The organism is Alphaproteobacteria bacterium, assembly GCA_024244705.1.
Lineage (GTDB): Bacteria > Pseudomonadota > Alphaproteobacteria > JAAEOK01 > JAAEOK01 > JAAEOK01.
In genome coordinates this window covers 45830-71249 of record JAAEOK010000082.1, presented here as the reverse complement: position 1 = coordinate 71249, position 25420 = coordinate 45830, and the positions used below count along the sequence as shown (strand labels likewise).

Genomic DNA, 25420 nt, shown 5'->3' with positions numbered 1-25420 from the left:
GCCGTCGCGGTGTCGAGCCATGTGGTCGGCCTTTGCCGCCCGCCGCGCCGGCCAGCCGGCGTCGCATGAGACGTGGCCGGGGCGCGGGCGCGGGATATGAACAAGGGTATTTCGACGATCATCTTCTGCGCCGCCGTCCTCGCGGCGTTCGCGCCGTTCGCACTGAATGCGCCGGGCAGCGATTTTGCGTGGGAGATCGCCGACGAACCGATGGTCGCAACGCCGGTCGATGCGGTGCCGACGCCGGTTTTTACGGCCCAACCGCTTGTCGAATCGTTCCCCACCGAAATCGTGCATGCGCCGAGCGCGGTGGAAGTCGAACCGGGTGTTCTCCTCGCCGCCTGGTTCGGCGGCACCCGGGAACGGGCCCAAGACGTCGGCGTTTATCTGTCGCGCTCGTCGGACGGCGGCCGGTCATGGACCGCGGCGCGCCGGATCGTCGACCGTGCGGCGTCGCGAGATGCCTCCGGGCTGTACGTGAAATCGATAGGGAACCCTGTCCTCACCCGCGACCGGAAAGGGCGGATTTGGTTGTTGTATGTCGCCACGGTCGGCGGCTGGAGCACCGCCTGGGTGGAATTCATCGTATCCGCCGACGACGGTGGCACATGGTCGCCGCCGCGCCGCCTCTATACCGTCCCGGGCTGGAATTTCAGCACGCTCGTCCGAGGCGCTCCCATTCACTATCGCGATGGCCGGATCGGGTTGCCGATCTATCACGAGACGTTTCGCAAGATGAGCGAGTTGGCGGTGCTCGATGAAGATGGATCGATCATCGACAAGGTTCGCATAACCCGTGGTCGGCAATCGATACAGCCATCGGTGGTGCCACTCGATGCGCGGCGCGCGATCGCGCTAATGCGGCCAGCCGTGCCGCCGTACCGCGTCATGTTGGCGCGGACCGATGACGGCGGACGGACGTGGAGCGATACGATCGCCACCAACCTGATCAATCCGCGCGCGTCGGTCGCCGGCCTGCGTACGCAAGGCGACACCGTTCTGATGGCGTGGAACGATCACCAAGGCTGGCGCGCCAATTTGGACCTCGCGCTATCGGGCGATGGCGGCGAGACATGGCCGGCCCGGGTGCGGATCGACGAAAGCCCGGACCCGTGGGTGCCGCCCTGGCCCGACCGGCCGTTCACCGTGTCCTATCCGTATCTGTTGCGCACCAGCGACGGCCTCTATCACCTTTTCTACAGCTATGCCCGCGCCGCCATCGAGCACGTGACCTTCAACCAAGCCTGGCTCGACGGCGCGTTGGGATCATGAGCGAAATCTCCGCGGTGCTGATCCACGGTCCGGCTTATCTCGGACCGTATCTGCTCGTGCTCGCCGTGTCGCAGGCCGCGGCGCGCCGGTTCGGCGGCGGCGTTGGCGCGCGAATTGCAGTCGCGGTGGTGTGCGTGGTTGCCGTCCTGATCCCGGTAAACGAAGTCCCTCTCGCTGGATATGCGCATGTCGTCATTGGCGGCCTGAGCGTCCCCACGCTCGCGCTGCTCGTTTCGGTGTCGCTCGGGCCGGTCGGCGCTTGGTCGGCGCTCCTCGATCGGCGCAACCGGAACGCGCTGATCGCCGTCGGTGCCTTGCTCGCCGTGGCCCTGTATCCGTCGGCGTTGGGATTTCTTCCCGTCGATCTCTATCGCTGGGGCTATGCCCCGATGACCCTGGCCGTCGTCCTATTGGTCGTTACCATCGGTATGTGGGCGGCCGGTCGCCGCGCCGCCGCGTGGGTGCTGGTTTGTGCCGTTCTGGCCTATCAGGTCGGGTTTTTCGGATCGCCCAATCTGTGGGACTACGTCACCGACCCGTATCTGCCCATCGTTGCCGTGGCGATGGCGGCAATCCAGGCCGTCCGTTTTGCCGCCGGGCGGCGGGCGGCGACGCGGCGCTAATCTGCCCGGCGGCGGGAACGCCGTCGCGGCCGTGGCGCGGCATTGTCTCCGCCTTCCGCTATGGCAAGGCCGGCCCAGGGCGTACCCATGCGAGCGGAAATCTGTGTCAGGTCCGGCACCAGTCCGGCAGGGCCATGATCGAGTGCCGCGCGCATCGCTTGCACGTGGGTCGCCGTCGTGCCGCAACAGCCGCCGATAATCCGCGCACCGATATCGCGCGCCAAGCGGGCATAGTCGGCCATGATCTCTACGGTGCCGCTATAGACCAGGGCACCGTCGACATATTGCGGTATGCCGCAATTGGCTTTGGCGATGAGGATGTCGTCGGCGTCGGCGGCACTCTTCATGCCGAGGAGCGTATGCAGCAGCTCGGGCGCCCCGACCCCGCAATTGGCGCCATAGGCGAATGGCGGCGGTTGAAGCTCGCCGCAGAGCCGGGCATAGGCGTTGGGCAAGAGCCCCATCATGGTGCGGCCGGCGCTGTCGAAGGTCATGGTGCAGACGGTGGGCAGTCCGGCGACCGCCGCGCCGGTGATGGCGGCGCTAAGCTCCTCGGCTGCCGACAGGGTCTCGATCCACAGCACATCCACGCCGGCGGCGGCGAGCGCGGCCGCCTGCTCGGCATAGGCGTCGCGCGCGTCCTCCGGAGACAGCGCGCCGAGAGGTTGGATCAGTTCACCGGTCGGGCCCATCGAGCCCGCGACGACGACGGGACGACCGGCCCCGTCGGCCACTGCCCGCGCCAAGGTCACGGCGACCGCGTTCAGCTCCGCCATGCGGTCCTCGGCGCCATGCAATTTGAGGCGATGACGATTGCCGCCGAAGGTGTTGGTCAGGATGATATCCGAGCCGGCATCGACGAAGCCTTGGTGCAGGGCCTTGACTTCGTCGGGCCGATCGATGTTCCACAGCTCGGGGGCTTCACCCGAGACCAGGCCCCGGGCAAAGAGATTCGTGCCCGTCGCGCCATCGGCGAGCAGCAGCCCTTTTTCATCGAGGAGGTCGCGAATGCGGTCGGTCATCCAAGCCCAAGATTGGTCCGTCATGCCGTGACGACGGCGGCGTTGTTACCCCACGGGCGGCGTTTCCGCAATCAGGCGAAGGCGTCGGGCATCGAATCTTTTTTCTCGCTCATGAACGCCAGCAACGCCTCGTCGATCGCCGGATCGAGCGGCGGCGCCTGATATTCCGCGAGCCAGCGCTTCCACACCACATTCGCCCGTTGTGCCGCGTCGAGGCCGCCATCGGCTTCCCATTGCTCGAAGCTGTTGTTGTCGGCGATGTTCGAGCGGTAGAAGGCGGTCTTGAAGTTGCGCTGGGTGTGGTCGCAGCCGAGATAGTGGGCGCCCGGGCCGACCTCGCGGATCGCGTCCATGGCCTGCCCGTTCTCGGATAGGTCTATGCCTTCCGCCATGACCTGCATCATGCCCAATTGGTCGGCGTCCATGACGAACTTTTCGTAGCTGGAGGACAGCCCGCCCTCGAGCCAGCCGGCGGCGTGCAGCACGAAGTTGACGCCGCCGAGCAGCGTCGGCAACAGCGTTTGCGCGCTTTCATAGGCGGCCTGGGCGTCGGCGATCTTGGATCCGCACAGCGAGCCACCGCTCCGGAATGGAACACCAAGCCGCCGCGCCAATTGGGCGGCGCCGAAGAGAACCAGGGCCGGCTCCGGCGTGCCAAAGGTGGGCGCCCCCGATTGCATCGAGATCGAACTGGCAAAGGTTCCGAACACGACTGGGGATCCGGGTCGTACCATCTGCGTCACGCACATGCCGGCCAGCGCCTCGGCGAACAGCTGCGCCAGCGTTCCCGACACCGTGACCGGGCTCATCGCACCGGCGAGGATAAAAGGCGAGACCACGGTCGCCTGATTGTGGCGGGCGTAATTCTTGAGCGCGCCCAGCATGGTGGAGTCGAATACCATCGGCGAATTGGCGTTGATCAGGCTGAGGACGACGCAATTCCCATCGACGAAGTCGTCGCCGAAGACGAGCTTGGCCATCGTCACCGTGTCAGTGGCGCGTTCCGGGTGGGTGACCGAACCCATGAACGGCTTGTCGCTGTAGCGGATATGCGAATAGACCATATCAAGGTGGCGCTTGTTGACCGGGATATCCACCGGCTCGCATACCGTGCCGCCGGAATGATGGATCGCCGGCGCCTGATAGGCGAGCTTCACGAAATTGCGGAAATCCTCGATCGTGCCGTAGCGCCGTCCATTGTCGAGGTCGCGGACGAAGGGCGGGCCGTAGACCGGGGCGAAAACGGTAGCGTTGCCGCCGATCTTCACGCTGCGTTCCGGATTGCGGGCGTGCTGGGTAAATTCGCGGGGCGCCGTTTCGAGGATCTTGCGGGCGAGGCCGCGCGGCACGTGTACGCGGCTGTCCTGCACATCGGCGCCGGCATCCTTCCACAGCCGCAGGCATTCCTCGTCGTCGCGGAACTCGATACCGATCTCCTCGAGGATCGTCTCGGCATTGGCCTCGATGATCTCGAGACCTTCCTCGGTCAATATCTCGGAGCACGGGATACGGCGCACTATGAAGGGCCGTTGCAGGCTTGATGCGCTTGGCTGCGCTTGCCGCCGGGCATCCCGTCCACCGCGACGACGCGCTCCGGCTTCGCTCATGATCCAAGTCTCCTCGTCGATGCACCGCAGCGAACGACAGGCTGCTGCGAAAGCAGAAGCTATGCCGCTGGCGCACCCAATGACTAGTCCATTCGCGCCTCATTGTGATTTCCACACGCCCTCGCGGTGCCCGTGACGGGCACGGCGCCGCATTGGCGCTAGTGGCAGTCGCACGAATGCTAGTGGTACGTTAGGCTACAGGGCTAGACACGGGACGCAACGGGATTTGTGCCGCCCCAATTCGGCCCGGCCGGTCGGGTATGCGGGAGAGGTAATTACAGGTGGCGGACGGAAAAAGCCTGGCCCTCGGTATGGTCCGTCCGGCGCTGTCGGAACTTGGCACGGAGTTGGAAATCGAAATTCTCGGCGATCGCCGGCGGGCGACGGTCATCGCCGAATCGCCGCGGGATCGGGAAAATATAAGACTGCGCGCCTGGAGCCGGGGATCGGAGCAAGTCGTCGAACCGGCGCTAATTCGAACAGACTCGGGGATTTCGGCGGGGCGGACGGTCGCATCGACACCAAAGACCGTCGCTAGCCGGACAGTGAGTCTTGTTGCGGAATCGAGATCACTGTGGATAATAGCGGCAACGATGAAGACTGCCCGAGAAAGCAAGCAATCGGCGGCAATGAACGGGAATAAGGTCAGGGAGAAGCAGGCTGGGATCTGCGACGGAGAGATTTTCTGTGCCTGAGCACCAACGTGGATTCGGTCTCTGTCGGGGCCGGAGCGATCATCAATGTCGATGTGCGGACCATGCGACAGGAATCGTATTTGAATACGCGCCTGTAGGCCCGCAATGATGGAACGCAAAGAGTTGCATGATCTATGCCGAAAGGAAGAGGTGGTGAACGTCGATGGCTGAGCAAATGACTGATGGCGGCGGCGGCAGCAACGAGGCCTATGTCCGCTTCGTCGACGTACAGAAGAGCTATGACGGCGAGATCCTTGTCGTCAAGAACCTCAATCTCGACATCGCCGCCGGCGAGTTCGTCACCATGCTTGGGCCATCGGGTTCGGGTAAGACGACGTGCCTGATGATGCTGGCCGGGTTCGAAACCGCGACCCACGGCGAAATCGTGTTGAACGGCAAGCCGATCAACAATGTCTCGCCGCACAAGCGCAATATCGGCATGGTGTTCCAGAACTATGCGCTGTTTCCGCATATGACCGTGGCCGAGAACCTCGCCTTTCCGCTCGAAGTTCGGAAACTGAGCAAGGCCGACGTCGAAACAAAGGTCAACCGGGCGCTCGACATGGTTCAGCTCGGTGAATTCGGCAGCCGCCGGCCGGCACAGCTGTCGGGCGGCCAGCAGCAGCGGGTGGCGCTAGCCCGTGCGCTGGTGTTCGAGCCCGAATTGGTGCTGATGGACGAACCGCTGGGCGCGCTCGACAAGAACTTGCGCGAACACATGCAGTACGAGATCAAGCACATCCACCAGAGTCTCGGCGTGACCGTGGTCTATGTTACCCACGACCAATCCGAAGCGCTGACCATGTCGAACCGAATTGCGGTGTTCAACGACGGCATCATTCAGCAGCTCGCACCGCCGGATACCCTCTACGAGGCGCCGGACAACGCATTCGTCGCCCAGTTCATCGGCGAGAACAACAAGCTGTTCGGTACGGTCAAGAGCATGAACGGCCAAAGTTGCACGGTCGATGTCGAGGGTGGCGGCGAGGTCGAGGCGCTCGTTGTCAATGTGCGCCAGAATGGCGAGGCGACGACGCTGTCGCTGCGTCCCGAGCGGGTTGAACTGAACCCGCCGGACGGAAAGTTTCCCAACAATTTCGACGCTCGTGTGGAAGAGCTGATTTATCTCGGCGACCATATCCGCACCCGCGTCAATCTGCTGGGACATGACGATATCATCGTCAAGGTGCCGAATGCGGCCGGTCATCAATCCCTCAAGGAGGGCGAGACCGTCAATCTCGGCTGGACGATGGAAGATTGCCGCGCTCTCGACGTGTATGAGGGAGGAGTGTGAGCAAATGTGCGCAGCGCGTTCGCTGTAGCGCCATGCAATGTAAGGTGAACTCGTCAACGGCCGGCCGTGCCGGCAAACTCAGGGAGTAGACGTTCAATGAAACAGGTTTTGAAGAGTACGGCGTTTGCCGTGGCCGGTGCAGCCACCCTTGGCTTGGTCACCGCGGCATCGGCGGAAACCACGCTGACCATCGTATCCTGGGGCGGCGCCTATACGGCGAGCCAGGTCGAGGCCTATCACAAGCCGTATATGGCAGAGAACCCCGACGTCAAGCTGCTGTCCGAGGATTACAACGGCGGCTTGGCCCAGGTGAAGGCGCAGGTCGATTCCGGCAACGTGACGTGGTCGCTGGTCGACGTCGAGCTGTCTGACGCCATCAAGGGTTGCGACGAGGGTCTGCTCGAGGAAATCGATGCCTCGATCCTGCCGCCGGGCGTCGATGGCACGCCGGCCGAACAAGATTTCTTGACCAACACGCTCGTCGATTGCGCGGTCGGAGAAATCGTATGGTCGACGGTTTACGCCTATGACGGCGACAAGATGAAGGGCGACGCCGCGCCGAAGACTCTTGTTGATTTCTTCGACACCGAGAATTTCCCGGGCAAGCGCGGCCTGCGCAAATCGCCGCGGGTCAATTTGGAATGGGCGTTGATGGCCGACGGCGTTCCGGCCGATCAGGTCTATGAGGTCCTGGAAACCGAGGAAGGCGTCGATCGCGCCTTCGCCAAGCTCGACACCATCAAGGACAGTGTCGTGTGGTGGGAAGCCGGAGCCCAGCCGCCACAAATGCTCGCCGACGGCGAAGTCGCGATGACCTCGGCCTATAACGGTCGACTGTTCAATGCCGTCTTCAAGGAGGGCAAGAATTTCCAGCTGGTCTGGGACGGCCAAGTCTGGGACATCGATCTGTGGGCGATTCCGAGAGGCGCGCCCAATCTCGACGTGATCCTCGATTTCGTCAAGTTCTCCACCGACTCGCAGCGTTTGGCCGACCAGACCAACTACATCTCCTACGGTCCGGTCCGGAAATCTTCCTTCGCGTTGGTCGGCAAAAAGGTGAAACCGCACCTGCCGACGGCGCCGGATAATTTCCGCAGCGCGCTGCAGAACAACTTCGAGTTCTGGGCCGACAACAACGACGAACTCAACGAGCGCTTCGCCACTTGGTTGGCTAAGTAGTTCGATCGGGAGGGCGGTTTTGCCGCCCTCCCTTTCGTTTGACAGTACGATTCGGCGCGTGACCGGGCGCTGGCGGAATTATCCCGGATGTCGGCGCCGAAGGTGAGTATGCGAGTTTTGCGAGGAAGATCGCGATGACCAGCACGACGATGCAAAGCGCCGCCTATCAGGTCGCCGACGCGAGTTCGCTCAAGGCGAAGCTGGCGAAGGCCGAGCGGCGCAACAAATTGAAGGCCTTTGGCCTGGTCATGCCGCTTTTCCTGTTCATCGTTGTCTTCTTCTTCTTGCCGATCGGGACCATGTTGTTCCGCAGCGTCGACAATCCGGAAATTGTCGACTCATTCCCGGATACGGTCGAAGCGCTCCAGAACTGGGATCCCAGCGGTGCACCGTCGCCGCCGAAAGAGGTCTATGACGCGTTCGCGGGCGAGCTCGCGGCAGCCTACAAGGCTCGCACGGTCGGCGGGGTCGCCACCCAGCTCAACTTCCAGACCGGTGGCATTCGCAGCCTGTTCACCAAGTCGGCGCGCAAGATCTCGACAATGCAGGCCGGGCCCTATCAGGAGGAAGATTGGAAGACGATCTTCCTCGACATCGACAAGGATTGGGGCGACCGCGAGGTGTGGGCGACGTTCAAGCAGTTGGGCTCGAAGATTACGCCGGTCCACTATCTTTCGGCGATCGACCTGTCCTACGACGATTTCGGCGGGATCGTCTCGGTTCCGGATAACCGAAAGATCTATGTCACCGTTTTCATCCGCACGCTGTGGATCAGCACGCTGGTCACGGCGATGTGTGTCCTGCTCGGCTATCCGGTCTCATTCCTGCTGGCCAACCTGCCGCTCAAATGGAGCAACCTGCTGATGATTTTCGTGCTGCTCCCGTTCTGGACCTCGTTGCTGGTCCGGACCACGGCATGGGTCGTGGTGCTGCAGACCGAAGGTGTGCTCAACGACGTCTTGGTGTTCACTCATATCATCAGCGAGCGAATACAGCTGATCTTCAATCGATTCGGCGTCGTCGTGGCGATGACCCACATCCTGTTGCCGTTCATGATCCTGCCGATCTTCAGTGTGATGAAGAATATCTCGCCGGCCTATGTGCGGGCGGCGAAGTCGCTCGGCGGCACCGATTGGACCGTGTTCTGGCGGGTTTACTTCCCGCAGACGGTACCCGGCATCGGCGCCGGCGGGATTCTCGTCTTCATCCTCGCCCTCGGTTACTACATCACGCCGGCGCTGGTCGGCGGGCCGACCGATCAGATGATCAGCTACTTTATTGCCGACCACACCAACCGGTCGTTGAATTGGGGCCTCGCCTCGGCGCTCGGCGCAATCCTGCTTGGATGCGTGTTGGCGGTCTACTTGATCTACAACCGTATCGTCGGCATCGACAACATGAAACTGGGATAAGACGATGGCCGCTCTACCACCCTATGTCGGACCGCTTGGCCGGACTTGGTATTACGGTTTCCGTGTGATTTGCGGCCTGATCCTGTTGTTCCTGATCTTGCCGATCCTGGTCATCATTCCGCTGTCGTTCAATTCCGAGCCCTATTTTACCTATCCGATTCCTGGCTACAGCATGCGCTGGTACCAGGACATCCTGGACAACGAATTGTGGCTGCTGGCGGTCAAGAACAGCGTCATCATCGCCTTCTTCGCGACCATATTGGCGACCACTCTTGGGACCATCGCGGCGCTCGGGCTCAGCAAGGCGAACCTACCCTATAAGAGCCTGATCATGGGCCTCCTCATTTCACCGATGATCGTGCCGATCGTGATTACCGCCGTCGGCATGTATTTCTTTTATGTGAAGCTTGGGCTGACCAACAACCTGCCCGGCCTGATCATCGCGCACACCGTCCTTGGCACGCCGTTCGTCGTCATTACGGTGACCGCGACACTTGTCGGATTCGACCATTCGCTGACCCGCGCGTCGGCAAATTTGGGGTCGAATGCGACGCGTACCTTCTTCAAGGTGACCATGCCGCTGGTGCTGCCGGGGATGATTTCCGGGGCTCTGTTCGCCTTTGTCACGTCGTTCGACGAGGTCGTCGTCGTACTGTTCCTGGGCGGCGTCGAGGAACGCACGATTCCGCGGCAGATGTGGTCGGGCATCCGAGAACAGATCAGTCCCACCATTTTGGCGGTGGCGACCATTCTGGTCGCGATATCGATCGCCTTGCTGACGTCCCTCGAGTTGTTGCGGCGTCGCAACGAGCGGATGCGCGGTATCCGGAACTAGCGGTCTGTTCGCGGAAATCTTCATATTTCCACGCCAATTCATTGCTGATAAAGGGTTTTGACGCGGTTGATGTCGTGTTCCGGAGATATCATGTCTACGGCGCGACAGCGCGGGATGCCAACAGTGCCTATGCCGGGAGTGTCGAGATCATCATTCCCGCATGATTGTGCCGGGGGAGTGTGTTTGCATGACTGATGAACAAGAACTTGACCTGAACACGCTGGACGACGACGAACTCGTGCAACAGATGCATGAGGACCTCTATGACGGTCTTGCCGATGAGATTGCCGAAGGCACCCAGATCCTGCTCGGCCGCGGCTGGACCCCCTATGACACTCTGACCAAGGCCTTGGTCGAAGGCATGCGGATCGTCGGCATCGACTTCCGCGACGGTATTCTGTTCGTCCCCGAAGTGCTTCTCGCCGCCAATGCGATGAAGACAGGCATGAAGATATTGCGCCCGCTTCTGGCCGAGACCGGTGCACCCAAGATGGGCAAGATGGTCATCGGCACCGTGAAGGGGGACATCCACGATATCGGCAAGAACCTGGTCGGGATGATGATGGAGGGTGCCGGGTTCGAGGTAATCGACATCGGCATCAACAACCCGGTCGAAAACTACCTCGCGGCGATCGAAGAACACCAACCGGATATTCTCGGCATGTCGGCGCTGCTGACGACGACCATGCCGTACATGAAAGTCGTCATCGACACCTTGAAGGAAATGGGTATTCGCAACGACTACATCGTGCTCGTCGGCGGTGCGCCGCTCAACGAGGAATTCGCCGAGAACATCGGCGCCGACGCCTATTGCCGCGATGCCGCGGTCGCCGTCGAGACGGCCAAGAGCTTCATGGCCCGCCGACAGGGTTCGGTCGATGCGCAGGCTTCCGCCGGAGGATAATTGAATGCCCGAACGGCCGCGCACCATTCTGATCGCGTGCGGGGCCCTCGCGCGTGAAATCATAGCGCTGATCCAGGCCAATGGCTGGACCGATTATGCGGTGACCTGTCTGCCGGCCGACCTGCATAACCGTCCGGAACGGATTGCAAGTGCGGTGCGCGACAAGATTCGCGCGGTGCGCCCCGACTACGACCGCATCATGGTCCTTTATGCCGACTGCGGCACCGGCGGCCATCTCGACGCAGTACTCGAAGAGGAGGGCGTCGAACGCATCGCGGGCACCCATTGCTACGGCTTCTACAGCGGACTTTCCGAGTTCGATGCCATGATGGACGAGGAACCGGGGACATTCTTTCTAACCGATTATTTGGCGCGTCATTTCGACACCCTGATCATCAAGGGCCTGGGCATCGACCGCTATCCTCAACTGCTCGAAGAATATTTCGGCAATTACCGGCGTTTGGTTTATTTGGCCCAGGTCGAGGACGCGACGTTGGCGGCCAAGGCGCAGCAGGCCGCGGAACGTCTCGGCCTTTGTTACGAATACCGATTCACCGGGATGGGCGGCCTTGCCGCCTTTCTCGAACCGAGGAACGAGAATGGCGAAGTTGACGATCGTCTATTGGCGTGACATTCCGGCGCAGGTCACGGTCAAAGCGGGTCGTCGTACGGCGCGCGTGCCGTTGTCGGAACGCTTCGAGAAATCGATCGACCGCGCTGCGTTGAAGGCCAAGTTGAGCGACACCGATTCCTACCTTGCCGAATGGCGGCGTGCCGAGCCCGTCGATTGCGCCGACGACGTCGACGCGGAAGCCGGAAAGGCCGCGGCAGCGCTTGAGGCCGAATACGACGATGAACGACTAACGCGATTGGTCGCCGCGGGCGGACAAGAGGCGGTCTGATATGACAAGCGCCTCGGCGTACGAACCCTCGGGGGTCAGCCAGGTCGGGCGCACGCGGGCGCGCTACTCGATCCGGCTGTGGTCGGTCCGCCACGCCCGCTTCCTCGAAACCATCTACCGCACGTTTGCCGATGCCATGCTGCACCTCCATCCGCTGTGGAACGCGATCGGCTATCGCCGCGTCGAGCGGCCGGTAGTGGCGGTCGAAAGAGCGGTCAAATCGCTGCTCTTCGATTGCCGGATGTGCGGCCAGTGCGCATTGTCGACGACCGGCATGTCGTGCCCGATGAACTGCCCCAAGGGCCTACGCAATGGGCCTTGTGGCGGGGTGCGCGAAAACGGCCACTGCGAGGTCGAGCCCGAGATGCCGTGCGTCTGGGTCCAGGCATGGTTGGGCAGTCGCCAAATGCGCGATGGCGACAGCATCATGGAAGTGCAGAAACCGGCCGATCAGAGCCTGTGGAACACGTCGTCGTGGCTGCGGGTTACCGCCGAGGCCGCGCGGGCGCGGGAGGCCGGCGCGCCGGAGCCGCGGTCATGACCGGCGACTTTCTGTTCCATGATCCCGAGGCGCCGCTCGATCCGCTTCCGGGACATAGCTCGCGCGGACGGCTCGAACGCATCCTGCGACGCGGCGAATTCGCCGTCACAGCCGAGCTCAATCCGCCGGATTCCGCCGACCCCCAGGAGGTTTACGACCGCGGTGCGGTGTTCGATGGTTGGGTCGACGGCATCAATGCCACCGATGGCTCCGGCGCCAACTGCCACATGTCGAGCGTCGGTATCTGCGCCCTGCTTACCCGTGTCGGCTATGCGCCGATCATGCAGATCTCCTGTCGCGACCGAAACCGGATCGCGATCCAGGGCGATGTGCTGGGTGCGTCGGCGATGGGTGTGGGCAACGTCCTGTGCCTGACCGGGGACGGGGTCCAGGCCGGCGATCAACCGGGCGCCAAGCCGGTATTCGATTTCGATTGCATGTCGCTGCTGGAGACCATCCGCACCATGCGTGACGAATCGCAATTTCTTTCCGGCCGCAAGATCGATCTGCCACCGCAGGTCTTTCTCGGCGCCGCCATCAACCCCTTCGCGCCGCCCTATGACTTCCGGCCATACCGCCTGGCCAAGAAAATCGCCGCCGGCGCTCAGTTCGTGCAGAGCCAGTACTGTTTCGACGTACCCATGTTGAGGGCCTATATGGACCGTGTGCGCGACATGGGCCTCGATAAGGAATGCTTTATCCTGGTCGGCGCCGGACCATTGGCCTCGGCCCGGGCGGCGAAATGGATCCGCTCCAATGTTCCCGGCATTCACATTCCCGATGCCGTGATTGCCCGCCTCGAAGGGGCGGAAAAACAAAAGCGTGAAGGCAAGCAGCTATGCATTGACATTATCCAAGAGGTGCGCGAAATCCCGGGCGTCGCCGGGGTCCACGTCATGGCCTATCGCCAAGAAGAGCTGGTCGCGGAGATCGTTCACGAGTCGGGTGTGCTCAAGGGCCGCCGGCCGTGGACCAAGGAACCCAAGCCCGACGATCCGTTTGTCGTCGAAACCGTATCCGAAATCGTTGCCCACGCCGGGGAACAAACGACCCCGGCGGCGGGCAGCAGCGAGCAAGCATAGGAGAAGGCCTCCAATGACCGATACCATCCTAAGTTCCGCGACCAAGGAGGTCGTGATCGGTTTCGACCGGCCGTTCGTCATCATCGGCGAGCGCATCAACCCGACCGGCCGCAAGTTGCTGGCCGAGGAGATGCGCCACGGCGACTACAGCCGGGTCACGGCCGACGCCATCGCCCAGGTCGAAGCCGGCGCGCAGATGCTCGACGTCAACGCCGGCATTCCGCTCGCCGACGAGCCGCGAATCCTCGCCGAGTGCGTTCAGCTGGTGCAATCGCTGACCGATGTCCCGTTGTCGATCGATTCGTCGATCGTCGCGGCGTTGGAGGCCGGCCTCTCGGTCTATCAAGGCAAGGCGCTGGTCAATTCGGTGACCGGCGAGGATGAACGCCTTGAGACGGTGTTGCCCCTGGTCAAAAAATACGGTGCGGCGGTGGTCGCCATCTCCAACGACGAGACCGGCATCTCCGAGGATCCCGATGTCCGATTCGAAGTCGCCAAGAAGATCGTCGAGCGAGCCGAGGATTTCGGCATCTCGCACGCCGATATCGTTGTCGACCCGCTGGTCATGCCGGTCGGCGCACTCGGCGATGCGGGCCGCCAATTGATGCGGTTGATCCGCCGCCTGCGCGAGGAATTGCAGGTCAATACGACGTGCGGTGCGTCGAATTTCAGCTTCGGACTGCCAAACCGCCACGGCCTCAACGCGGCATTTCTGTCGATGTCGATTGGCGCCGGGTTGACCTCGGCCATCACCAACCCGCTCCACACCGAGGAAATGACCGCGGTGATGGGGGCCAATATCGTTATGGGCCGCGACCGCGACTGCCGGGCCTGGATTCGCAAGTTCCGCGAACCACTCGCCGAAGGCGCCGAACCGCGTCGTCGCGAAGGGCGTCGCCGTCGTGCCTGACGACGCGCTCGTCGTTTTCGTCCCGTCCGGGAAGCGGGGCCGGTTCCCCACCGGGACCGCCGTTCTCACCGCCGCCCGCCAGCTCGGAGTCGATATCGATTCGGTGTGCGGCGGGCGGGCGCTGTGCGGTCGCTGCCAGATCACGGTTAGCGAGGGATCCTTCGCCAAGCATGGGATCACCAGCAGCGCCGAGAATCTGAGCTCGATAAACGAAGTCGAGCAGAACTACGCCGATCGCCGGAATTTGGCGGCCGACCGGCGGCTGAGCTGTCAGGCGGTGATCACCGGCGACCTCGTGGTCGATGTGCCGCCGGAAAGCCAGGTTCACAAACAGGTCGTGCGCAAGCGGGCGGAGGCCCGTGACATCCATGTCGACCCCGCCATCCGCCTCCACTATGTCGAGGTCGAAGAACCCGACATGCACAATCCCACCGGCGACCTCGAACGCTTGCAGCGCGCGTTGGCGGCGCAGTGGGATCTGCCGGCTTTGGAGTGCGATCTCCGCACCTTGCAGAAGCTGCAAAAGACCTTGCGCGAGGGCAACTGGAAAGTCACCGTCGCCGTCCACCGCGGGCAACGCATTACCTATATTTGGCCGGGGTTCCACGACCGCGCCTTCGGCCTGGCGGTCGACGTCGGCTCGACCACGATCGCCGCCCATTTGGCCAATCTGTCGACCGGAAAGGTGGTCGCCTCGGCCGGCCGGATGAACCCCCAGATCCGCTTCGGCGAGGATCTGATGAGCCGCGTGTCCTACGTCATGATGAACCCCGGCGGCGACGCCGAGATGACCCGCGAAGTGCGCACCGCGATCAACGCGCTGATCGACGAAGTCGCAGCGGTGGCCCGGGTCGATATCGTCGAAATTCTGAATGCCACCTTTGTCGGCAATCCGATCATGCATCACCTGTTGCTCGGCATTGACCCGACCGAGCTCGGCGGCGCGCCATTCGCGCTGGCGGCCAATTCCGGCATAACCCTGTGGGCCACCGAGATCGACTGCAACATCAATCCGGACGGGCGCGCCTATTTCCTGCCCTGCATAGCCGGGCACGTGGGGGCCGACACCGCGGGTGTGATCCTGTCCGAGGGGCCGCATTTGTCCGATGAGATCATGTTGGTCGTCGATGTCGGCACCAATGCGGAGATCGTCCTCGGCAACAAGGACAAGCTGTTGGCGGCGTCGTCGCCGACCGGGCCCGCCTTCGAGGGCGCGCAAATCGCCGCCGGTCAACGTGCCGCGCCCGGTGCCATCGAGCGGGTGCGCATCGAGCCCGAAACCTTGGAGCCGCGCTACAAGGTTATCGGCTGCGACTTGTGGTCGAACGAGGACGGATTCGATGCCGCGACCGCCCAGACCGGGGTGACCGGTATTTGCGGCTCCGGCATCATCGAGGTTCTGGCCGAGATGTACCTCGCCGGAATCCTTTCCACCGACGGCACCATCGACGGCGAAATGGCCGCGCGCAGTCCGCGGATCGAGAGCGACGGTCGCACCTTTGCCTATCTGCTGCGGGACGGCGAGCCGCGCGTGCGCATCACCCAGAACGATGTCCGCGCGATCCAGCTTGCCAAGGCGGCGCTCTATGCCGGCGCGCGGCTGTTGATGGACCGGCTCGGTATCGAGGCCGTGGACCGCATCGTTCTGGCCGGCGCCTTCGGCAGCCATATCGATGTCAAATACGCGATGGTACTGGGCCTCATCCCCGACTGCGACCTCAAGAAAGTGTCGTCGGCGGGCAACGCGGCCGGCACCGGGGCCCTGATCGCTCTGCTCAACCAGCGGGCGCGGGACGAGATCGAACAAGTCATTCGCCGCGTCGAAAAGGTCGAGACCGCAGTCGAACCGACCTTCCAGGCGCATTTCGTCGGCGCCATGGGGATTCCCCATTCGTCCCATTCGTTTCCCCACCTCGCTCAAGCGGTCAAGCTGCCCGAGCCCAAACAGCTCGCCGATGCCCGCGAGCGCCGCCGCGGCCGCCGGCGGAGCGGTTAACGCCGCCGGCGTTTGCCATCGTTTCTTCGCTTTCGCGGGGTCTGAGGTTGCCGGCGGCGCGGTTCGATATCGACGCCTGCGCCGATCGCTTTAATGCACCAGGCGACGTTCCTCGCGCGGCGTACGGCCAAAGTGTTCGCGGTAACATTTGCTGAAATGGGACGCCGAGACGAAGCCGCAGGCCAACGCCACGTCGAGGACCGGCATCGTCGTTTGCGACAGCAGCAGCCGCGCGCGGTCGAGGCGAAGTTCGAGGTAGAAACGGGTCGGCGTGCGCTTGAAATATTTGCGGAACAGGCGTTCCATCTGGCGTGTCGAGAGGCCGACGAACTGGGCCAACTCGGCGCAGCTCAGGGGCTCCTCCTGGTTTTCCTCCATCTGCGAGATCACCGCCAGCAGCTTGGCGTGGCTGACACCGAGCCGCGAGCGAAGGGTCATGCGCTGGTGATCGCGGGAATCGCGGATGCGCTCGTGAATCAACTGGTCGGATACCGCTATCGCCAGGTCGCGGTCGTGGTCGAGACCGATCAGGTTGAGCATGAGATCGAGGGCCGCGGTTCCGCCGGAGCATGTCATCCGTTTTCCGTCGATCTCGAACAACTCATAGGTGAGGTCGAGCTCGGGAAATTCCTCGGCCAGCCCGGGCAGGTTTTCCCAGTGGATGGTGCAGCGATGACCGTCGAGCAGCCCGGCCCGCGCCAGCACGTCGGTGCCGGTACAGAGCGCGCCCACGGTGGCGCCGTAACGGTCGAGGCGGCGCAACCATGAAAAGGTCTTGCGATCGTCGAATCGGCGAATCTCGACACCGCCGCAGACAAAGACGATGCGGCAGGTTTCGACCTCGGCGATGGGACAGTCGACCTTGACCTCGATACCGCTACTCGCCGTCACCGGTCCGCCATCGGTCGAGAACATCAGCCACCGGTAAAGCTCGCGGCCGCTCATCCGGTTGGCGACCCGCAACGGCTCGATGGCGGAGATCAGTGCGATCATCGAGAAATTGGGAATAAGGAAGAAGGCGATCTTCCTGCAGGTCGCGGCTTCCTGTGGTGCCTGCGCCGAGTTGCCCTCCGGCATGGACGGTTCTCCCTGGCCGCCGGATGACCCCGGGTCACGCCCGGGGTTATGTCGCTTCTACGACAAAAATTTCGATTATGCTACAATGTTGTTGGGGTGGCGTGGCGATTCAAATGACGGAAAAAGGATGATTTCGGAGCTGGAAAAGCTACGCACCGAGGCGGCGGCGTTGGAAGCCGAGCTCGCGCGGCTCGAGGTTCAGGCCCGTGAGCTCGCCGCGTCGCTCGGCGAATTCGACCACCAGGCGCGGCGTCATCGCGACGCGCTCGAGCGCGCCGGCGGCCGCTCGCGCGACACCGAGACGGCGCTCAAGGCGCTGGCCGCCAACCAGGCGCTTGCCGGCCGCGAACGCGAAATCGCGCAGGGCAGCATGCGCGATGTGGAGGAGCGCCTCGACGCCATCCGCAGCCGAATAGCGGCCTTGGCGAAGGGCACCGTATAGTGGTGACGTCCGGACCCTCGGGAAACGTCTTCGACCGATCCTACGCCGCCGCCTTGGCGGTGCCGAATTCGAGCGCCGGTCCGGCCGGAACGATGGTCGGATCGACCAGACCGAGATCGTCGTAGTAGTGGCGCTTGACGTGGTCGAGGCGAACCGTCGCGGCAACGCCGGGTAGCGCATAAAGGCGGCGGGTATACGTCCACAGGTTGGGGTGGTCGACGAGCCGTCTGAGGTTACAACGCAGCGCACCGTGATAGACGGCGTCGAACCGAATTAAAGTGGCGAACAGATGCCGATCGGTTTCGGTTACGGTTCCGGCGAAAAGAAAGTCGCGATCGGCGAGGCGCGCTTCCATTTCGTCGAGCGCCCCGAACAGGTCACCGACCGCCTTGTCATATGACGCCTGGTCGTCGGCGAACCCGGCGCGATAGACGCCCAAGCAGATACGGTCGAGGACGAAGCCATTGAGCGCTTCGATCGCGGGACGCAGCCGCTCGGGGCGAAAATTCGGCGTTTCCGGCGCGATGGCGGCGAAGGCATCGTCGAACATGCGGATGATTTCACTGGATTCATTGCTGACGATGGTCCCGGTCTTGCGGTCGAAGAGGACGGGCACGGTGACCTTGCCGGTGAAATCCGGCTTGGCTTGGCGATAGACCTCGTGCAGGAAGGCGAAGCCGTTGGCATGGTCGCGCGTAATGCCGGTGGTCGCGTCGTCCTGGTTTCCGAAAGTCCATCCGTTGGGCCCGCTCCAGCGGGGGTCGAGGACCGACATCGGGACGATTTTCCGGAGCCCCTTGAGCGAGCGGTAAATGACGGTCTTATGAGCCCACGGGCAGGCGTAGGAGACATAGAGATGGTAGCGGCCGGGCTCGGCCGGAAAACCCGTCTCGCCGTCGGTCGTGATGCGGCCGTGGAAGGCCCGTTTCCGCTCCTCGACGCGCCGCGCGCGGAAGGCCGGGCTGTCCTCGATTTGGGGATGCCAGATTCCGTCGACCATGGCTTTGATGGGCATATCGAGGTCCTCCACTGATGCTCTAGCGGCCGGCTGCCGACGCCGCGGCCGATTTCGATAGGGTGATCGCGCCGGGGCGCAACGCATAGGCGCCGGCGCCGAGCAGGGCCTGGACGATGGCGAGGATGACGAGCATGGCCGGGTACTCCCAGCCACCGCCGGCATCCGAAAACACCCAACCGTTGCCGGCATGGGTCCAGGTTGCGCCGAGCAGAATCGGGATCACGGCGAGCGCCACCCAGCGCGTCGCGATGCCGAGAATCAGCAGCACGCCGCCGCCGGCCTCGGCCGCAAACACCGCATAGGCCAGTAGGCCTGGGAGACCGAGGCTTTCGAAATAGGCGGCGGTTCCGGGCAGGGTAAAGACGAACCATTTCAAGACGACGCCGTGGGCCAGGAACATCACCCCCAGCGTGATGCGAAGCAGGAAGGCCGCGCGGGCGGCATCGGTCGAATTGATGGGCATAGCTTTCTCCGTCGTGCGAGTGTCTCGGGATCTCCCGTTGACCGGTCAATTAGTGTGTGCTTATCTGCAAATAAAGTCGGTATTTTTGTCATTATTGTTTGCAAAAATGCACAATCTCGATTGGGATGGCTATCGCTACTTCGCCGCCGTTGCCCGGCACGGCGGGTTGGCCCCCGCGGCGCGCGCCCTCGGCGTCCATCATTCGACCGTGTTTCGCCGCATCGCGGCCCTCGAGGCGGCGGCGGGGGTGCGGCTCTTCGACCGCCGGTCGGAGGGTTACGTCCTGACGCCCTCCGGCGAAGCGGTCCAGGCGGCGCTGGCCGACGTGGAAGACGGAATCCATCGTGTCGAGCGCCACATCATGAGCGCCGATCCCGGGTTGTCTGGGGTCGTCCGCATGACGACGACCGAGGACATCGCCCAGTTCCTCATCGCGCGCCAGTGGAACGGGTTCGCCGCCGCCTACCCGGAAATCCGCCTCGAGATGATCGTCGCCAACCGTTTCTTCAATCTGTCGCGGCGCGAGGCCGACATCGCGATCCGGCCGAGCCGGGATCCGGAAGGCGATATGGTCGGTCGACGGGCCGCCGATATCGCCATCGCCGCCTATGCCGCGACCGAGTATCTGGCCCGCATGGGGCGCCCCTCCCGGCCCAGCGATCTGCGCCGCCATCGGCTGATCGCATGTGACGACAGCTTGGCCCACCTCGCCGTCGCGCGGTGGCTGAAACGCTATGACGATGGCGGCAATGTGGTGCTTCGCAGCAACAGCTTCGTGGTCCAGCACGACGCCGTCCGCGCCGGACTCGGCATTGGCTTGTTGCCCTGTTTCGTGGTTGGTGACGATGGGCTCGAACGTTTGTGGCCGCTGCGCGCCGATCTTGTATCCGGCCTGTGGGTGCTCACCCATCGCGACCTGAGACGCACGCCGCGCATCCGCGCGGTCCTCGACTATTTCTTCGATGCCTTCGCCGCCGAACGCGGGCGCTTGGCGACCTAAAGGGGTGACGCTGCTACGAGGCGGCGCTCCGTGCCTGGCGCGCCCGCCGTGGCGGTGGCGCCGCGGCCGGTTCGAGAAGCGCGGCCAATGCATCGCGCTCGATCAGGAGGTCGGCCAGGGAATACCCGTCGAGAACCTCGACGAACGCGTCGCGGGCCCGGTCGAGTGCCGTCTTCAGTCGGCATGCCGGCTCCAGGCGGCAGTTCAATGCCGCGCAATCGATAATTTCGAGCCCCTTTTCGGTGCGCCGCACCACCTCCCCGACATTGATATCGACCGGTTCATGGGCCAATTTCATGCCGCCGCCTTTGCCGCGCACCGTGTGGATATAGCGGGCGCGGGCCAGGTTGTGCACGACCTTGACCAGATGGTTCCGTGAAATACCGTAAATTTCCGCCATTTCGCTGATCGTGACGAGGCGATCGCGGTGAAGGCCGAGATACATCAGTACACGCAGCGAATAGTCGGTATAACGGGTCAATTGCATGGCCCGGCGTCCTCCCAGCCCCTTATTTGCGAGGCCCCTCGTTACCTCGTGGGCCTAATGACGTACCCATGATAAATTTTTTGTGAGTGCCAGGAAACTCCTAATTTCCCCTTGAGAAACAAGTTATTTCAATGCTTTGGGCAGAACCGCGAGCGGAATTGCGCCGACCGGCCGGCCTTGCGCTCACGATTACGTGAGTTCGATCCCGAAAACTCACGAGGCGGCGATGCGGACCAGCTGTTTGCCGAAATTCTCGCCGCGCAACAGGCGGATCAATGCCGCCGGCATATTCTCGAAGCCGTCGATGATGTCTTCGCGATATTTCAGCCGGCCGTCACTCAGCCAGCCGGCCAAGGCCTCGAGCGCCTCGCCATAGCGCTTGGCGAAATCGAAGACGATGAAGCCTTGCATCCGCGCCCGGTTGACCAGCAGCAGCCCGGTCAGGCGCGGACCCATTTCCGGCTTTTCCAGGTTGTATTGCGAGATTTGTCCGCACACGGGAATGCGTGCGCCGACATTGATACGGCGCAGGACGGCGTCCGACACGACGCCGCCGACATTGTCGAAATAGACGTCGACGCCGTCGGGACAGGCGGCCGCGATCTCGGCGTCGAGATCGTCCGCCGTCTTGTAAAGGATCGCGGCGTCGTAGCCGAGTTCGTCGACGACATAGGCCGCCTTGGCGGCGCTGCCGACGGTACCGACGGTGCGGCACCCCTTGATCTTGGCCAGTTGGCCGACGATCCCGCCGACCGCGCCGGATGCCGCCGAGACGACGACGGTTTCGCCGTCTTTCAATGCGCCGATCTCGAGCAGTCCGAAATAGGCGGTAATGCCAGGCATGCCGAGGATGCCGAGCGCGGTCGAAATGGGTGCCAAGGACGGGTCGACAGGACGCAATTGCTTGGCCGGCAGGGTTCCGTATTCCTGCCAACCGAGCAGGCCTTCGACGATGTCGCCCGGTTTGAGCGCCGGATCGCGCGATTCGACGACCTCGCCGACCACGCCGCCGGTCATCACCGCCCCCAGTGGCACCGGGGGAACATAAGATTTCGCGTCGCGCATGCGCCCGCGCATATAGGGGTCGAGTGAGAGGTAAAGGCTCCGCACCAGCGCCTCGCCGTCACCCGGTATCGGCAGCGGTGCTTCGTGAAGTTCGAAATTATCCGGGCTCGGTTCGCCGGGCGGGCGGCTCTTGAGCCGCCATTGTCGATTTATCGGGGTCGTCATATCGGACCTCACTGATTGTCGCGGTGGACGGCCATGCTGGCGCGCGCGCCGTCGCGCAGCAAGGTGACGTCGCTGTCGCCCGGGACCAGGTCATAGCCGCGCGCGAACAGCTCGGCCCAGGTCATGCCGGCATAGGGGACGGCGGCCATTTTTTGGCCCGCCGCCTTGATCGCCGCCTCGGCACGTTCGATCAAGGCGCGCGGTTCCGGTTCGCCGGTCCGACCCGGTCGGCCGATGCTGGCGGCCAAGTCGTTGGGGCCGATGAACAGGGCATCGACGCCGTCGACGGCGGCGATCTCGGCGATATTGTCGACCGCCCGCACCGATTCGATCTGGCACATGATGAGGACTTCATCATTGGCCCGGCGCAGATATTCGTCGTTGGCGAGACCGTAATTCGACGCCCGGACGACCGACGACGCGCAACCGCGTATGCCGTCCGGCGGGTAGCGGCAGGCGGCGACCGCGGCGCGCGCCTGGTCGGCGGTCTCGACCATTGGGATCATCAACCCTTCGACGCCGATATCGAGCGCGCGCTTGATATGAACCGGGTCGTTCCACGGCACCCGCATGAGCACGGTCGACGGCGACGCCGATAACGCGCGCAGCTGGCCGACCGCCGACAGCGGATCTCCCGGTCCGTGTTCGTGGTCGATGAGGATGAAATCATACCCGGCGCTGCCGAGGATTTCGGCGGCCGCCACGTCGCCGGTAAACAACCAGCAGCCTAGAGCGCGCTGGCCGGCGGCGAGTCGCTTTTTCAGGGCATTTTCTCGAAACATGCGGGAAGCTTCACGGCGGTAGTGATCGGCCGCACGATTATGATCGTATGCGCGGGCCGCGGCAATGCGGCAACGCTGCCGTGTCGGCCGTCATCCTCGTGACAGCCCTGCGTCGACCAGGCCGTCGATCCAGTGGCGGCGGGCCATCTCGTTGCGACCGAAGGGCAGTTGCCGGCCCGATTGCGTCGCGGTATGGCCCGGAATCAACCGCAGAACCTCTTTCTCGATGATGGAGCGCGCTTCTTCGACATCGCCAAGCTTGGCCAGACTTGCCGCCAGCTGGCGGTAGCCGGTCGGCATGTCGGGCTGCTCGAGCATCAATTGGCGCGCCGTTTTTGCCGAGTCCCCGTAGCGCTCGACGAGGTAGTAGCCGATACCCAACGTGGCGAGCATGGTCGCCAAGAAGGGGTCGCGGGGGCTATGCGCAATAGCTTGTCGGACCGATTCGATACCCTCTTCGTAGTTGCCGCCAAACACGTTTGCGAAGCCGAGTGCGGTATGCGCGATGGCGAGATTGGGGTTGGCCGCCACCGCCCGCTGCGCGATCTCGACCGCGTCCGTTATCTGTTCCTTGTAGGTCATGCCGAAGGAAAGCGCCGCCAATGCGTAAGCGTCGTCGGGGTCGGCGGTGACCGCCAACTCTGCCATCCGGCCCATTTGTTCTATCGTACCAGCGCGGTCGTCGGTCCAACCGAAATTGAGTTTCCACAAAAGGGACTGAACCAGTTCGACCCGACCAAGGCTGCTTTCCGGCGCCTGCGCAATCGCCCGCTCGAACAAATCCTGGGCCTTCGTATTGTCCTCGCGGTTGATCCGCCAAAGGTGCTCGCGGCCGCGCATGACCAGATCCCAAGCGTCGAGCTCGCCGTCGGTCTTGCGCCGCGCGCGCCGCACCTCGGCGGTCATGAATTGAGGTGTCAGCTCGCCCACGATCGCGCGCGTTATCTCATCCTGGACCGCGAAGATATCGGCCAGGTCGCGATCGAAGCGATCGGCCCACAGGTGGTTGCCGGTCGCGGCGTCGATCAATTGGGCGCTGACGCGAACCCGATCGCCCACCTTGCGGACGCTTCCCTCGACCACGTAGCGGGCGCCGAGCTTGCCGCCAATTTCGGCGACATCGACGGCCATGCCCTTGTAGGTGAACGTGGTATTGCGCGCGACGACATAAAACCAGTGATACTTCGCCAGGGCCGTGATGATGTCCTCGGTAATACCGTCCGAGAAGTATTCCTGTTCCGCGTCCCCGGACATGTTGGTGAATGGGAGGACGGCGATCGACGGCTTGTCATCGTGGCCCGCCGGCACCACCTCGGCAGCTGCCCGTTCCGGCGGCAGCGGGTGTTCCCCGTGCCACCGGAAGGTTTGAACGGGCCGATCGATATTCTTGAGCCGTCGCGTGCCGTCGTCGACAAATCTAGCCTGGTTGTTACCGGCGATGCCGTCATGGGCCGCGGCCGAAAGGACGATCGACCCCGGATCGGCGATTTCCTGCAGGCGTGCGGCGATGTTGACCCCGTCGCCATAGATATCCTCGTCCTCGTGAACGATATCGCCGATATGAATTCCCATCCTGACGCGAATCGCCGGCAAATCGGCAAGCGCGGTCTGAACCTTGGTCGCGCAGTCGACGGCGTCGACGACGCTGCCAAATTCGACCAGCCACCCGTCCCCCATGCTCTTGATGACAGTGCCGCGATGGGCAGTCACCGCCGGCTCGAAAAGCTCCCTGCGATACTGCCGCAGCGCCGCCAGGGTATCGGCTTCATTGTCGCGCATCAGCCGGGAATAGCCCACCACGTCGGCGGCGAGAATGGCGGCCAAGCGCCTATTGGGGGTCGTCATGGAAGGGAGTGTACGGCGGCGGCCCGGTTTCGCGAAGGACTCGATCAGTCGCCGGGACGGCGGCGAATCTCGATCATCGAGCCATCGCGGGCCTCGGTACGAACCAAGACCATATTGCCGTCGGCGTCGTACCACAGATCGATTTCTTCGTCGCCCGTCATCGCATGGCGCGCGGCCGATACGCCGATACCGTTGACGTTGAGCTGCTCCGACCCCTTCGGTTCGGTGGCGACCTCGAGCAACCCGCCGCGCTTGATGTCGATAAGGTTTGCGGCGGTGGCGGTCGCGGGATTCCACATCGTCAGCGGCAAGGTACCTTCGGGGGCGATGTAGGCGCCGGTCTCGCCCTGAACCTCCAATCCATTCGCCTGCCGCGACGCGGTGACACGATATTTGTCGCCATCGTCGTCGACGCTGCTGGTGAAGTCGATCAATTGTCCGTCGCGCCACACCTCGCGTTGATGTTCGGACCGTTTGTAGACGGTCACGAAGGCGATCTTGACCTTGATCTGGGTCTCGGTCTCGACCACCAGGTCGTCGCCGTCGTGTTGAAATCGGGTCGTCCGCAACCCGATCGTCGAGCCTTCGCGGACGATGTCGAACGACTGGTCGGGCGGCGAGTCGGGATCGCCGCGCGCCGCGCCGCTCGTCGCGAGCATCAGTGCTACCAAGATCAAGACCACGCGCATCGGCCGCGTTCCTCCGCACTGCGAAACAGCCGCTTTCCTATCGGCTCTCGAAGATTGTATCTAGTGTGTACCGCTCGTCATACAACGGACATTATTTTGTGCAATGTCTGCGA

General features: G+C 63.2%; 26 protein-coding genes. 16 read left to right on the top strand and 10 right to left on the bottom strand.

What is annotated here, in order from left to right; all coding sequences use genetic code 11:
- The first annotated feature begins 96 nt into the window (after window positions 1-96).
- On the top strand, window positions 97-1272 hold the full coding sequence (locus tag GY791_15595; protein ID MCP4329851.1) for a hypothetical protein: 1176 nt from the start codon (window positions 97-99) through the stop codon (window positions 1270-1272).
- Window positions 1269-1895 (top strand): hypothetical protein, encoded by a 627-nt coding sequence (locus tag GY791_15590; GenBank protein MCP4329850.1) that lies wholly within the window; start codon window positions 1269-1271, stop codon window positions 1893-1895. Before GY791_15595 ends, GY791_15590 begins: the two co-directional genes overlap by 4 nt.
- Here GY791_15590 and bmt read toward each other — a convergent pair.
- Entirely contained in the window at window positions 1892-2917 is a 1026-nt protein-coding gene (gene bmt, locus GY791_15585; GenBank protein ID MCP4329849.1) for a betaine--homocysteine S-methyltransferase, read from the bottom strand. The two genes, GY791_15590 and bmt, sit on opposite strands and share 4 nt — an antisense overlap.
- 71 nt (window positions 2918-2988) lie before the next feature.
- Window positions 2989-4524 carry a trimethylamine methyltransferase family protein gene (locus GY791_15580; GenBank protein MCP4329848.1) on the bottom strand — a complete coding sequence of 512 codons (1536 nt, stop codon included), beginning with the start codon at window positions 4522-4524 and terminating at the stop codon, window positions 2989-2991.
- A 311-nt stretch (window positions 4525-4835) separates the two neighbouring features.
- Between GY791_15580 and GY791_15575 the strand changes: the two genes are divergently transcribed.
- The 12 genes from GY791_15575 to GY791_15520 all read left to right on the top strand — a co-directional run bounded on the left by GY791_15575 (window position 4836) and on the right by GY791_15520 (window position 16274).
- Entirely contained in the window at window positions 4836-5219 is a 384-nt protein-coding gene (locus GY791_15575; protein ID MCP4329847.1) for a hypothetical protein, read from the top strand.
- A 175-nt stretch (window positions 5220-5394) separates the two neighbouring features.
- Window positions 5395-6513, top strand: coding sequence for an ABC transporter ATP-binding protein (locus tag GY791_15570; GenBank protein ID MCP4329846.1), 1119 nt, complete (start codon window positions 5395-5397; stop codon window positions 6511-6513).
- A gap of 96 nt (window positions 6514-6609) precedes the next feature.
- Complete coding sequence (locus GY791_15565) at window positions 6610-7692, top strand: ABC transporter substrate-binding protein (protein MCP4329845.1); 1083 nt, start codon at window positions 6610-6612, stop codon at window positions 7690-7692.
- 149 nt (window positions 7693-7841) lie between these two features.
- Window positions 7842-9104, top strand: coding sequence for an ABC transporter permease (locus tag GY791_15560; protein ID MCP4329844.1), 1263 nt, complete (start codon window positions 7842-7844; stop codon window positions 9102-9104).
- 4 nt (window positions 9105-9108) lie between these two features.
- Window positions 9109-9939, top strand: a complete 831-nt coding sequence (locus tag GY791_15555) for an ABC transporter permease (GenBank protein MCP4329843.1) — start codon at window positions 9109-9111, stop codon at window positions 9937-9939.
- A gap of 187 nt (window positions 9940-10126) precedes the next feature.
- Window positions 10127-10843 (top strand): cobalamin-binding protein, encoded by a 717-nt coding sequence (locus GY791_15550; protein MCP4329842.1) that lies wholly within the window; start codon window positions 10127-10129, stop codon window positions 10841-10843.
- A 4-nt stretch (window positions 10844-10847) separates the two neighbouring features.
- Window positions 10848-11474, top strand: coding sequence for a DUF1638 domain-containing protein (locus tag GY791_15545; protein MCP4329841.1), 627 nt, complete (start codon window positions 10848-10850; stop codon window positions 11472-11474).
- Entirely contained in the window at window positions 11443-11745 is a 303-nt protein-coding gene (locus tag GY791_15540; protein ID MCP4329840.1) for a hypothetical protein, read from the top strand. Before GY791_15545 ends, GY791_15540 begins: the two co-directional genes overlap by 32 nt.
- Window position 11746: 1 nt before the next feature.
- A complete protein-coding gene (locus GY791_15535; GenBank protein ID MCP4329839.1) occupies window positions 11747-12286 on the top strand; it encodes a methylenetetrahydrofolate reductase in 540 nt (179 codons plus the stop codon).
- Window positions 12283-13368 (top strand): methylenetetrahydrofolate reductase, encoded by a 1086-nt coding sequence (locus tag GY791_15530; protein MCP4329838.1) that lies wholly within the window; start codon window positions 12283-12285, stop codon window positions 13366-13368. Before GY791_15535 ends, GY791_15530 begins: the two co-directional genes overlap by 4 nt.
- A gap of 13 nt (window positions 13369-13381) precedes the next feature.
- Window positions 13382-14278, top strand: coding sequence for a dihydropteroate synthase (locus GY791_15525; protein ID MCP4329837.1), 897 nt, complete (start codon window positions 13382-13384; stop codon window positions 14276-14278).
- Window positions 14271-16274, top strand: a complete 2004-nt coding sequence (locus GY791_15520) for a DUF4445 domain-containing protein (protein MCP4329836.1) — start codon at window positions 14271-14273, stop codon at window positions 16272-16274. The genes GY791_15525 and GY791_15520 overlap by 8 nt, the downstream gene beginning before the upstream one ends.
- A gap of 90 nt (window positions 16275-16364) precedes the next feature.
- Here the strand turns inward: GY791_15520 and GY791_15515 are convergent, their stop codons facing one another.
- A complete protein-coding gene (locus GY791_15515; protein MCP4329835.1) occupies window positions 16365-17351 on the bottom strand; it encodes a GlxA family transcriptional regulator in 987 nt (328 codons plus the stop codon).
- Between the two features lie 127 nt (window positions 17352-17478).
- Here GY791_15515 and GY791_15510 point away from each other — a divergent pair, with 127 nt between their 5' ends.
- Window positions 17479-17793 carry a hypothetical protein gene (locus GY791_15510; protein MCP4329834.1) on the top strand — a complete coding sequence of 105 codons (315 nt, stop codon included), beginning with the start codon at window positions 17479-17481 and terminating at the stop codon, window positions 17791-17793.
- Between the two features lie 40 nt (window positions 17794-17833).
- On the opposite strand, the gene GY791_15505 is transcribed toward GY791_15510, so the two are convergent.
- Both GY791_15505 and GY791_15500 read right to left on the bottom strand, forming a co-directional pair.
- On the bottom strand, window positions 17834-18808 hold the full coding sequence (locus GY791_15505) for a glutathione S-transferase family protein (GenBank protein MCP4329833.1): 975 nt from the start codon (window positions 18806-18808) through the stop codon (window positions 17834-17836).
- 22 nt (window positions 18809-18830) lie between these two features.
- Entirely contained in the window at window positions 18831-19274 is a 444-nt protein-coding gene (locus tag GY791_15500; GenBank protein MCP4329832.1) for a DoxX family protein, read from the bottom strand.
- Window positions 19275-19380: 106 nt separating this feature from the next.
- Here GY791_15500 and GY791_15495 point away from each other — a divergent pair, with 106 nt between their 5' ends.
- The gene (locus GY791_15495) at window positions 19381-20274 is read left to right on the top strand and encodes a LysR family transcriptional regulator (protein ID MCP4329831.1); all 894 of its coding nucleotides are present in this window, start codon (window positions 19381-19383) and stop codon (window positions 20272-20274) included.
- Window positions 20275-20287: 13 nt separating this feature from the next.
- On the opposite strand, the gene GY791_15490 is transcribed toward GY791_15495, so the two are convergent.
- The 5 genes from GY791_15490 to GY791_15470 all read right to left on the bottom strand — a co-directional run bounded on the left by GY791_15490 (window position 20288) and on the right by GY791_15470 (window position 25307).
- Window positions 20288-20761: an Rrf2 family transcriptional regulator gene (locus GY791_15490; GenBank protein ID MCP4329830.1), complete on the bottom strand. Its 474-nt coding sequence runs from the start codon at window positions 20759-20761 to the stop codon at window positions 20288-20290.
- Between the two features lie 213 nt (window positions 20762-20974).
- On the bottom strand, window positions 20975-21991 hold the full coding sequence (locus GY791_15485; protein ID MCP4329829.1) for an NADP-dependent oxidoreductase: 1017 nt from the start codon (window positions 21989-21991) through the stop codon (window positions 20975-20977).
- Window positions 21992-21999: 8 nt separating this feature from the next.
- Window positions 22000-22773 carry a 4-hydroxy-2-oxovalerate aldolase gene (locus tag GY791_15480; GenBank protein MCP4329828.1) on the bottom strand — a complete coding sequence of 258 codons (774 nt, stop codon included), beginning with the start codon at window positions 22771-22773 and terminating at the stop codon, window positions 22000-22002.
- 90 nt (window positions 22774-22863) lie between these two features.
- Window positions 22864-24618: a tetratricopeptide repeat protein gene (locus GY791_15475; GenBank protein MCP4329827.1), complete on the bottom strand. Its 1755-nt coding sequence runs from the start codon at window positions 24616-24618 to the stop codon at window positions 22864-22866.
- Window positions 24619-24662: 44 nt separating this feature from the next.
- Complete coding sequence (locus GY791_15470) at window positions 24663-25307, bottom strand: hypothetical protein (protein ID MCP4329826.1); 645 nt, start codon at window positions 25305-25307, stop codon at window positions 24663-24665.
- Between the last annotated feature and the right edge of the window lie 113 nt (window positions 25308-25420).